Consider the following 10,028-nt stretch of genomic DNA (forward strand, 5'->3'; position numbering starts at 1 on the left):
TCAAGCGCAAGCGCCTCAAAGCCCTCATGAACCCGACCTACCGCCAAGCCGTCCTTGCAGGTTAACGATTCATGATTTCGCCCTGCGATGCTGCACATCATCGGGGCACGCAGCGGCCAGGGCTTTGACCGGACCGGCAAAGATGCTACGAGCCCCCAAACGTCAGGGTTCCGGGGCAGCAAGCGACATGGATGCAAGGCAATTGAAGGTCGAAGCCGCACGGGCGGCACTCGCCCATGTGAGCGACGGCATGCGGCTCGGCATCGGCACCGGCACCACGGCCGAAGAGTTCGTGCGGCTGCTCGCCGACAAAGTCGCCGGCGGCATGACCGTCATCGGCGTGCCGACTTCGGAGCGCACCGCCTTGCTTTGCCGCGAGCTTGGCGTGCCGCTGTCGACACTGGAGGAAACGCCCGAACTCGATCTCACCGTCGACGGCGCCGACGAGGTCGACCCGGATCTGACCTTGATCAAGGGCGGCGGCGGTGCGCTGCTGCGCGAGAAGATCGTCGCCGCGGCATCGCAGCGCATGATCGTCATTGCCGATCGCTCGAAGATGGTCGCCACACTCGGCCGTTTTCCCTTGCCGATCGAAGTCAATCCGTTCGGCCTGCGCGCAACCGAAATCGCGATCGGCGCCGCGGCTGAAAAGCTCGGTCTTTCCGGTCCGGTCACATTGAGGATGACGGGGGACCAGGCTTTTGTTACAGACGGCGGCCATTTTATCCTCGATGCATCTTTTGGCCGCATTCCGGATACAAGAGCGCTTTCGAATGCTCTCCACGCCATTCCGGGCGTGGTCGAGCACGGTCTTTTCATCGGGCTGGCGTCAGCGGCCATCATCGCCGGCGGCGACGGTATCGAAACTGTCCATGCCGCCCGAAAACCAGGGAGTTCTATCGATCATGATGTTGCATAACCGGGTTCGCAGCCTTTCCATCCTTCTGGCGGCCTCAGCCGTTTTCGCCTTCTCGTCGCCAGCGTTTTCGCAGGATGTGACGGAATCGCACCTGAAGGCCGCCCGTGCCGCGGTAGCCGCGATCCACGCGACCGACCCGTTCGACAACATCTTGCCGCAAGCAGCCGCCGCGCTTGAATCGCAGCTCATCCAGAAGAATCCGGACATGCAGGAACTGATCGGCAAGACGATCAGCGAGAAGGCTCTGGCGCTTGCTTCGCGCCGCGCCGACCTCGAGAAGGAAGCAGCACTCGCCTACGCAAAAGTGTTCTCCGAAAAGGAACTGACCGACATCGCCAACTTCTACAATTCCGATTCGGGCAAGAAGCTGCTCGATAGCGGCCCGACGGTGACACGCGACCTGGTCAAGGCAGCCGACATCTGGCAGAACGGTGTCGGCCGCGACCTCGCCCAGCAGGTCGGCGAGACATTGGCTGCGGCCGCCAAGGCAAAGGCGCCTGCAGCGCCTGCCGCGCCCGCGGACGGAGCCGCGCCGGCGGATGATGCCGCACCCGCCGATGGTGCGGCGCCCGCGGACAACAACTGACCCCACCTTCAAACGGCCTTTCGGCCATCAGCAAAGCCCGGCTTGTCCGGGCTTTTCTTTTGGCGTTTTGCGGCCTACCTGTCTCTCAAATTTCCGAAGCTCGAGGAGCCGTCATGGCCGGTTACGACTACGATCTTTTCGTCATCGGCGGCGGCTCCGGCGGAGTGCGCGCGGCTCGCGTGGCGGCGGCACTCGGCAAGCGGGTCGGTATTGCCGAGGAATACCGTTTCGGCGGCACCTGCGTCATCAGGGGCTGCGTGCCGAAAAAACTCTATGTCTATGCCTCGCAATTTCCCGAGCATTTTGCTGACGCCGCCGGCTATGGCTGGACGGTGCCGCAAGCCAGTTTCGACTGGCAGACGCTGGTCGGCAACAAGGATCGCGAGATCAGCCGGCTGGAGGCGATCTACAAGCGTAATGTCGAGGGCCCTGGCGGCGAGACCTTCCATTCGCGCGCCACGATCGTCGACCCGCATGTCGTGCATCTTCTCGGCGAAGACCGTACCGTCACATCAGACCAGATCCTGATCGCAACTGGTGGCCGCCCGGCTGCGCACCCGGCGTTGCCGGGCCACGAACATTGCATCTTTTCCAATGAGGCTTTCGACCTCAAGGAGCTGCCGAAGGCGATCATGATCGAAGGCGGCGGCTACATCGCAGTCGAGTTCGCCAACATCTTCCACGGTCTCGGCGTCGACACCACGCTGGTCTATCGCGGCAAGGAGATCCTCAGCCGATTCGACATGGACCTGCGGCGCATGCTGCACCAGACGATGGAAAAGAAGGGAATAAGGATCCTCTGCCATTCGGTGTCCGAGTGGGTGCGCAAGCGGCCGGACGGCCGGCTCGATGCACTTCTCAGCAGCGGCGAGGTGCTGACGGTCGACCAGGTGATGCTGGCCATCGGCCGCATCCCCAACACCGAGAATATGGGGCTGGAAGGCATCGGCCTAGAGATGACCAAGACCGGTGCGATCGCCGTCGACCAATACTCGCGCACCAATTTCGACAACATCTGGGCGATCGGCGATGTCACCAACCGCGTGCAACTGACGCCCGTGGCGATCCATGAGGCGATGTGCTTCATCGAATCAGCCTTCAAGGGAAATCCGACCGCGCCCGACCACGACACGATCGCCACAGCGGTCTTTTCGCAGCCGGAGATCGGCACCGTCGGCCTGTCGGAGGACGATGCCGTCAAACGCTTCCTCGACATCGAAATCTACCGCGCGACATTCCGGCCGATGCGGCACACGCTGTCCGGTCGTGACGAGAAGATGCTGATGAAGCTGGTGGTCGATGGCGCGTCGAAGAAAGTGCTTGGCGCCCACATATTGGGGCCGGACGCCGGCGAGATGGCGCAGCTTCTCGCCATTCCGCTGAAGGCCGGCCTGACCAAGGACGATTTCGACCGCACGATGGCGGTGCATCCGACAGCCGCGGAAGAACTGGTCACCATGTACAAGCCGACCTATCGCGTGAAGGGCGGCGAGCGGGTGGATTGACGGGCAAAACCCGGGCTTGAGGAACTCCGCCGCGGCACGGTCACGGCGGAGTTCAGGAAGCCGCTACAGCAATGTCCCGCGCAGGATCACCAGCGCCACCGAGAAATAGATCACCAGCCCGGTGACATCGACCAGCGTGGCGACGAACGGGGCCGATGCGCTGGCCGGATCGAAGCCGATGCGTTTCAATGCGAATGGCAGCATCGATCCCGATAGCGAGCCGAAGGTGACGATGCCGACGAGTGCCGCGCCGACCGTGGTCGCGATCAGCGGCCAATGCGGGCCGTAATCGTAGAAGCCCATATATTGCCAGAGCGCGATGCGGCAGATGCCGACCACGCCGAGCATGGCGCCGAGCACGAGGCCGGTGGGCAGTTCGCGCAGCGCCACCCGCCACCAGTCGCCAAGACCGATCTCGCGCAATGCCAGCGCCCGGATGACGAGCGATGTCGCCTGCGAGCCGGAATTGCCGCCCGAGCTCATGATCAGCGGGATGAACAGCGTCAGCACGATCGCCTTCTCCAACTCGCCCTCATAGCTCTGCATGGCGTTGGCGGTCAGCATCTCGCTGATGAACAGCGCGCACAGCCAGCCGCCGCGCTTCCTGATCATGGCGAGGAAGCTCATCTTCATGTACGGCTCGTCCAGCGCTTCCATGCCGCCGAAACGGTGCGCGTCTTCGGTCGTCTCCTCGATCATCGTATCGATGATGTCGTCGATGGTGACGATGCCGAGGATCTTGCCGTGGTCGACGACCGGGACGGCCAGCAAATCGTATTTGGAGATCGTCTGCGCCAGGGTTTCGCGATCGGTGAGCGGGGTGACCGTCACCGGCGCACGATCCGGCGCCACCGTCATGATCGAATCGTCCGGCTCGCCGGTGATCAGCCGGCGCAGGCCGGTCGACCGCACCAGGAGCTGCGTTTGCGGATCGACGATATAGATCGCGTAGACGGTCTCGCGCGTCCGCTCGACCTTGCGGATGTAGTCGAGCGTGCGCCCGACGGTCCAGTCCGAGGGCACGCTGACGAACTCCGTCGTCATGATCGATGCGGCGCTGCCTTCTGGATAGCCCAGAATGGCAAGCAGCGTGGCACGCAGGGGCGGCGCAAGCCCGCCGAGCAGTTCCGAACGGGCCGGCTCGTCGAGCTCGCGCAGGATATCGGCGGCGCGGTCAACCGACATGGCGGTAAGAAGTCTGCCCGCCTTGGCGCGCGGCAGCGCCTCCATGAGTTCGGAGGCGCCGTCGAGTTCAGGCTGATCGAAGATCTCGACAAGCCGCTCGAACGTCACTTCACAAAGCAGTTCCGTCGCGGTTTCCCGCGGCTCCCTGTTCAGGGCCTCGACAATGTCGGCGACGTGATCGTTGGCTAGGATACGGGCGATGGCGACGGCTTCGTCGCTCGCCACCGTGGTAAATTCGTTCATGGCTCACTCCTTGCCGTCCGGCAGGACATGAACCATTGGAGGTCACGTCTAGGCGGACGGCGGTTGCGTTCGACTGTGACTGTCGCCAGGCATGGCGCGGTGACCTTTCTGCTTGCGGGTTCGCGTTTGACTGTCTGCAAGCGGGCGCAACATAGAAGCGCGCCTTGCCGTGTCAATCGCGGTGAGGAGGGATAATACCGGCAAGCGGCCGAGATCGCGCGACTGTGATCGTCGGCAGCCGCATTGCGGCCAACTCAAGCCGCTGGCGCGCTATTTCTGCTTCAGCCGGCGCGAGAAGCGTAGCCACTTGTCCTCGACCGGCCTTGGCTGTGCGAGAATGGTTGTGAGCTCGACGGGCAAGGTCGGAACCAGCGGCTTCTTGGTGGCGACACCGTCGGCGATGGCGACGATGCTGTGATAGAATTCGCTGCCGGTGATCGATCGCGGCGCCACCGCCTCGTGCATGACGCTGATCACCGTGACATCGGGGCAGTTGTCCTTGATGGCCTGGTGGAAGGCAACCTTGCCATCGGGGTCGAGCGCTCCGGTCGCCTCGTCGAGGAACAGCAGACCCGGCTGCTGCAGCACGATGCGGGCCACCACCAGCTTCTGTTTCTGGCCGCCCGACAGGACCTGATCCCAGCTTTTGCCTTCGCGGTTTTCGTCGGCCATGTGCTCGATGAAATCGCCAAGCCCGGCCTTGTGCAGCGCCGACGCGACCTGCGCGTCGCCATGGTCGCGCTCGGAGCCGGGCAGGCAGACCAGCTGTTTCAGCGACACCGGCTGCAGCTTGACCTCCTGGGCGGCAAAGAAACTCTTGACGCCTTCCGGGAAGACGATGGTGCCGCGGCCATAGGGCCACAGGCCGTTGATCGCCTTGATCAGCGAGGTCTTGCCGCAACCGGATTCGCCTTTCAGGAAGGTCCATTCGCCGCGCCGGAAGCGCAGATTGGCGGCGCTGAGGAACGGCGTGGCATCCTCGCCCTGATGCGCCAGCTCCAATTTCTGGATGGTCAGGCCGAAAACCGCGTTCTGGCTGCCATACTGGAAGTCGGAGCGGCCGGTCTGGCTGTAGAATTCCTGCGGATGCTGGACATTCTCGATCGCGTTGGCCAATTCGGTGACACGCTGGCTGTTGGCGCGCAGCGTGGCGATGGCGGGCATGACATGGATGAACCAAGAACACTGCCCGATCAGCGAATTGACCAGCTCGGAACCGGTTATGTAGCCCTTGAGATCGAGGCCGTTGTGGATGAACGGCACCAGGCCAGGTCCATAGGCGACAATGCGGGCGCCGATGAAATTATAGATCAGTTCGAATGACATGTAGACCGTGTTGACGATGTTCAGCCGCGTCCAGGTGCCGTCGATATCGACATAGAGCCGGCCATGCATGGTCCTCTGTACGCCTTCGCCCTGAGACGCCGCGACATGGAAGCTGCGGCGCAGGAACGTCGTCAGCTCGCCGCGATAGCTGCCTTCCGCCTGCTGCATCCTGACGTTGAGGCGCTCGAGCAGGCTGCCGAGCTTGACCGCGATCCATGTGTTCAGCGGCACGTAGGTGGCGACGCCCAGGAAGGCGAGGATGGCGCTGCCATAGTTGCCGAGGAACTCCAGGCCTTTCACCTCGACGGAGTTTTCGAGCAGCTTCTGGCCGACGAAATAGAGCGAAGTGGCGACGCCAAGCACGCCCATGGCGAGGCCGATGGCGCCGCCGGTCATGTCCTTGATGGATTCCTGGACGCGTTGGTCGATGTTGTCGGGGGCCGGTGCGCCGCTGCCGGTTGCCGCATGCTGGGCATGGAAATGGGTATGATTGCCATCCAGCAACGCTTCATTGAAGCGACTGTCGAGCCAGCCGCGCCATTTGCGGTGCAATGTCGCCGAGACAAGATTGCGGATGCCGGTAAAGCCGGCGTCCTTGAGCAAGACCAGCAGCACGAGGATGCCGGCATTGACCAGCAGCGAGCGAAGCGGCGTAGTGTTGGCGGCGTCATGGAAGAAGGCGATCGAGTTGACGAGTTCGCCGGAGGCTTCGGCGAACCAGACACCGGCCTTGCTGGACAGCGCCGTGAGCAGCGCGATCACCAGCGTAAGTGTCCAGGCTTCCTTCCAGCGGTCCGAGACCCAGTAGGCCCGCATCAGTCCCCAGAAGCTGCGCATCGACGATACCGGCGTCAGAAGCGATCGCCCAGAGGCATCGCGAGGTGTTTTTTCCGGTACTGACTCTTGCGATGGTCTACCGACCCGAATCACGATCCCGCCCAAACCTTTTTTCTTTTGTTACGGATGGTAACACCAATTGATCATTTTCCATTAATTTAAAACCCGGCCGACTGGATTACCCCGGCAGCCGTTGCCGTGAGGCAACAGAGTGCACGCTGAAATACGACGGCAACGGTCGGCAGAAATCAGGATATAGTGATTGATTTCAAGGAATTGACCTGCAGCGACCAGCTGTCACGGCAGCTTCCCCTAGGGAAGGCAATCACACGGTTTTGTGAACTTGAAATCATGGCAACCGACCGATTTTCTCACTGCGGGTTGACCTGAGCACCCGAAAACTTGCCGTTCGTGATCTCGCCGGGCACCCCCTGACTCCTCGACAGAAGGGAATGCGCTGCTCAGATGATTCCGGTCACATCCTGCCTCAGGGAGGATGGTGATGGCGGAAGCTGCGTTTGACAATTCATCGTTCGGAATTGAACCTTGCCTGGCGTTGTCGATACCCATGCATGTCCGGTTCTCCAACAAGGAAGTTTCCAATGCTTGCACGCGCGGCCGCAATCCTGTCCCTCTTCGCCGGGCTGCCTCTGTTTGCCTGGGTACCTCCGGCGCATGCCGCCTCGCAGGGCGTCCCGTCAAGCGCCGAAGGCCAGATCGAGTTCAACACGCCGTCCGCCAACATCGGCTGCATCTACACACCGAAGGGCGGCACCGGCACCTATGAGCCGCGGGACGGCGGCCCGGAGCTGAGCTGCTCGCGCATCGAACCGAGCTATATCACCATCATCCTCGGACCCAAGGGGCCGGCCACACTGATCAAGAACCCGGGCGAGCAGGGTTGCTGCAGCGACGTCGACAAGCTTGGCTACGGCCACAGCTGGAGTGCGGGGCCGTTCTCGTGCCAGTCGTCAACCAAGGGACTGACCTGCACGGCCACGAACGGACATGGATTTTTTATCAGCAAGGCCAAGGCGACGGTGAAGTAACGCTTGCCTTGTCGGGAAGGCTAGGGGTGGCCGGCCTCAGCCGACCTTCTCCAATTCGCCACGCGCCTTGGCAGCCGCCACCTGACGAATGGCATCAGCGAGGGTATCGGCATCCTGCGCGCCCATGACCGCGTACCTGTCTTCGAGCAGAAAACACGGCACGCCTGTTATGCCCATGCGCGACGCGGTGGCGATCTCGGTGCGAACCGCCTCGACATCGGCGTCCGTCGGCAAAAGCGTGGCGACCACGGACGCATCCATGCCGGCTTCGCGCGCGGCTTCGGTCAACACGCCATGGTCGCCGATGTTGGCGCCTTCCTCGAAATTCAGTTGGAACAGCCGGCGCACAAGCCTGTTCTGCACGGCTTCGCCGGCAGCACCGGCCCAGCGGATCAGGCGGTGCGCATCGAGCGTGTTGGCCGCCACCTTGATGGCGTCGAAGGCAAAGGAAATGCCCTCAGCCTCGCCCAGCGGCTCGATGCGGTCATGAATCTCGCGGATACGCGTGTCGCTGCCGAACTTGGCCAGCATGTATTCGTGGCGATTCTTGCCCTGCGGCGGAATGGTCGGATCGAGTTGGAACGGCCGCCACCGGATATGCACGGCGATATCGCCGACAGCGGCAATCGCCTTGTCCAGCCGCTTCTGACCGATAAAGCACCATGGGCAGACGATGTCGGACACCACATCGACGGTGACGGCGTTCGGTTCGCTCATCTCGATCTCCTGAATTTCAGTTCGGTTTGCGCCACCAGGTCGGCAGTTGATACCCAAATATGGGCGTCTTTCGCGGATGTTCCAGATAGTTCCAGTAGGCAATCCATTGCTGCGTGTTGTGCTGCATCGGCACCATGTAGTTGCCGGATATCAGCAGCCGGTCGAGAACACGAACCGCGGCGACATAATCCTCCTTCGTGCGGGCGCGCAGCATCGCTTCGATTGTCGCGTCCACCGCCGGATCGGCGACGCCGGCAAGATTGAACGAGCCTTCCGTCCTGGCGGCGGCCGAACTCCAACGCCCGGTCTGTTCGATGCCGGGCGACAGCGAATTGTTGAAGCCGCTCGAACCGACCAGAACCTCGAAATCGAAGCGCTGCTTGCGCGACTGGATCTGATCGCCGTCGAGGCCGCGAATGGTGACATTGACGCCGATCTTCTCCAGCGTGCGTTGGTAGATGCCGGCGAGGCGCTCCTCATCCTGCGAGGCGGTCAGGATCTCGAAGCCGAAAGGTTTGTCTTCAGGATCGAGCATCGTTCCATTCTGCACGTGGTAGCCGGCGCTCTTCAGCAGGTCGAAAGCTGCCTTCAACACGCGGCGATCCTGGCCGGATCCATCAGTCACCGGCGGCCGGTAAGAGCCGTCCATCACATCGGCCGGCACGCGGCCGGGATAGGGCGCCAGAAGCGCCTTCTCCCTGTCGTCGGCCGGATGGCCGAGCGCGGAGAGCTCGGAATTCTGCCAGTAACTCATCGTGCGCGTGTATTTGCCGCCGAACAGGTTCTTGTTGGCCCATTCGAAGTCGTAGAGCATGCCGAGCGCGCGCCGCACGACCGGGTTGGCGAATTTCTGCAGCCTCGTGTTGAACAGGAAACCGGTCACCACGGGCGGAATGCCGGTGTCGAAGGTTTCGGCAACCACGTCGCCTTTGTGGAACGCGGGAAAATCGAGATCGCGCTCGCGCTTTACCGGATCGCCGTCGTCGTCGATGGCGCAAAGCCCTTTCTTGAACGCTTCGAGCTTGGCGTTGGCGTTGAGGAAATACTCTATGGTGATCTGGTCGTAATTGTCGAAACCGCGCTTGGCAGGGACATCCTTGCCCCAGTAATCTGGGTTGCGCTTGAAGACGATGCGCTGGCCGGGCTGCACCTGCGCGATCGTATAGGGACCACTGCCGATCACCGGCTTCAGCGTCGTCTTGTCGAAGGTTTCCTTGTCGAATGCGTGCTTCGGGATAATCGGCGTCAGCGCGATGATCAGCGGGAATTCGCGATCGGCCTTCTCATTGAAGGTGAAACGTACGCTGTGGTCGCCGGTCTTTTCGAGCTTGGCGACCCTGGCCATACGGTCGCTGTAAGGCGGACGGCCTTTCTCCGTAAAGACGTCATAGCTGAACAGCACATCCTCCGGCGTCACCGGCTCACCATCGGACCATTTGGCCTTCGGGTTGAGGTGGAATTCGATGCTCTTGCGCTCGGGATCCATGTCGGCGGTCTCGGCCAGCAGGCCGTAAAGGCTAAACGGCTCGTCGTAGTTGCGCTGCATCAGCGGCTCGAAGACCAGATTGCCATAGATCGTATCCATCATGCCGCGCGCCGTCGTGCGCAGGCTCTTGAGGATGAAAGGGTTGAGATTGTCGAAGCTGCCGACGACGCAATAG

8 protein-coding genes are annotated in these 10,028 nt (G+C 62.1%); 4 read left to right on the forward strand and 4 right to left on the reverse strand.

Going from position 1 to position 10,028, the window contains the following annotated elements; all coding sequences use genetic code 11:
* Nucleotides 1-187 precede the first annotated feature (187 nt).
* From rpiA to gor, 3 genes are all read left to right on the forward strand, one after another.
* Nucleotides 188-919, forward strand: coding sequence for a ribose-5-phosphate isomerase RpiA (rpiA, locus tag NKJ89_RS34980; protein ID WP_352608977.1), 732 nt, complete (start codon nt 188-190; stop codon nt 917-919).
* Entirely contained in the window at nt 906-1,505 is a 600-nt protein-coding gene (locus NKJ89_RS34985) for a DUF2059 domain-containing protein (RefSeq protein ID WP_023757794.1), read from the forward strand. The genes rpiA and NKJ89_RS34985 overlap by 14 nt, the downstream gene beginning before the upstream one ends.
* Nucleotides 1,506-1,618: 113 nt before the next feature.
* On the forward strand, nt 1,619-3,010 hold the full coding sequence (gor, locus tag NKJ89_RS34990; RefSeq protein WP_352608978.1) for a glutathione-disulfide reductase: 1,392 nt from the start codon (nt 1,619-1,621) through the stop codon (nt 3,008-3,010).
* A gap of 63 nt (nt 3,011-3,073) precedes the next feature.
* On the opposite strand, the gene mgtE is transcribed toward gor, so the two are convergent.
* Together mgtE and NKJ89_RS35000 are read right to left on the reverse strand one after the other, a co-directional pair.
* Nucleotides 3,074-4,438, reverse strand: a complete 1,365-nt coding sequence (gene mgtE, locus NKJ89_RS34995) for a magnesium transporter (RefSeq protein ID WP_352608979.1) — start codon at nt 4,436-4,438, stop codon at nt 3,074-3,076.
* 270 nt (nt 4,439-4,708) lie between these two features.
* Nucleotides 4,709-6,601, reverse strand: coding sequence for an ABC transporter ATP-binding protein/permease (locus tag NKJ89_RS35000; RefSeq protein WP_352608980.1), 1,893 nt, complete (start codon nt 6,599-6,601; stop codon nt 4,709-4,711).
* A 602-nt stretch (nt 6,602-7,203) separates the two neighbouring features.
* Here NKJ89_RS35000 and NKJ89_RS35005 point away from each other — a divergent pair.
* Nucleotides 7,204-7,650 (forward strand): hypothetical protein, encoded by a 447-nt coding sequence (locus NKJ89_RS35005; RefSeq protein WP_352608981.1) that lies wholly within the window; start codon nt 7,204-7,206, stop codon nt 7,648-7,650.
* Between the two features lie 36 nt (nt 7,651-7,686).
* Here the strand turns inward: NKJ89_RS35005 and NKJ89_RS35010 are convergent, their stop codons facing one another.
* Nucleotides 7,687-8,367 (reverse strand): DsbA family oxidoreductase, encoded by a 681-nt coding sequence (locus NKJ89_RS35010; protein WP_352608982.1) that lies wholly within the window; start codon nt 8,365-8,367, stop codon nt 7,687-7,689.
* A gap of 16 nt (nt 8,368-8,383) precedes the next feature.
* Nucleotides 8,384-10,028, reverse strand: a 1,645-nt coding sequence (locus NKJ89_RS35015) for an extracellular solute-binding protein (RefSeq protein WP_352608983.1), incomplete at its 5' end; no start/stop codon positions are given.

Origin of the sequence: Mesorhizobium sp. M0047 (assembly GCF_040323315.1) — a bacterium.
Lineage (GTDB): Bacteria > Pseudomonadota > Alphaproteobacteria > Rhizobiales > Rhizobiaceae > Mesorhizobium.

Excerpts from the sequence above, each read along its gene's own strand:
- NKJ89_RS34985 (WP_023757794.1), top strand. The coding sequence starts at position 906 with ATGATGTTGCATAACCGGGTTCGCAGCCTTTCCATCCTTCTGGCGGCC.
- NKJ89_RS35000 (WP_352608980.1), bottom strand. The coding sequence starts at position 6,601 with ATGCGCAGCTTCTGGGGACTGATGCGGGCCTACTGGGTCTCGGACCGC.
- mgtE (WP_352608979.1), bottom strand. The coding sequence starts at position 4,438 with ATGAACGAATTTACCACGGTGGCGAGCGACGAAGCCGTCGCCATCGCC.
- NKJ89_RS35010 (WP_352608982.1), bottom strand. The coding sequence starts at position 8,367 with ATGAGCGAACCGAACGCCGTCACCGTCGATGTGGTGTCCGACATCGTC.
- rpiA (WP_352608977.1), top strand. The coding sequence starts at position 188 with ATGGATGCAAGGCAATTGAAGGTCGAAGCCGCACGGGCGGCACTCGCC.
- NKJ89_RS35005 (WP_352608981.1), top strand. The coding sequence starts at position 7,204 with ATGCTTGCACGCGCGGCCGCAATCCTGTCCCTCTTCGCCGGGCTGCCT.
- gor (WP_352608978.1), top strand. The coding sequence starts at position 1,619 with ATGGCCGGTTACGACTACGATCTTTTCGTCATCGGCGGCGGCTCCGGC.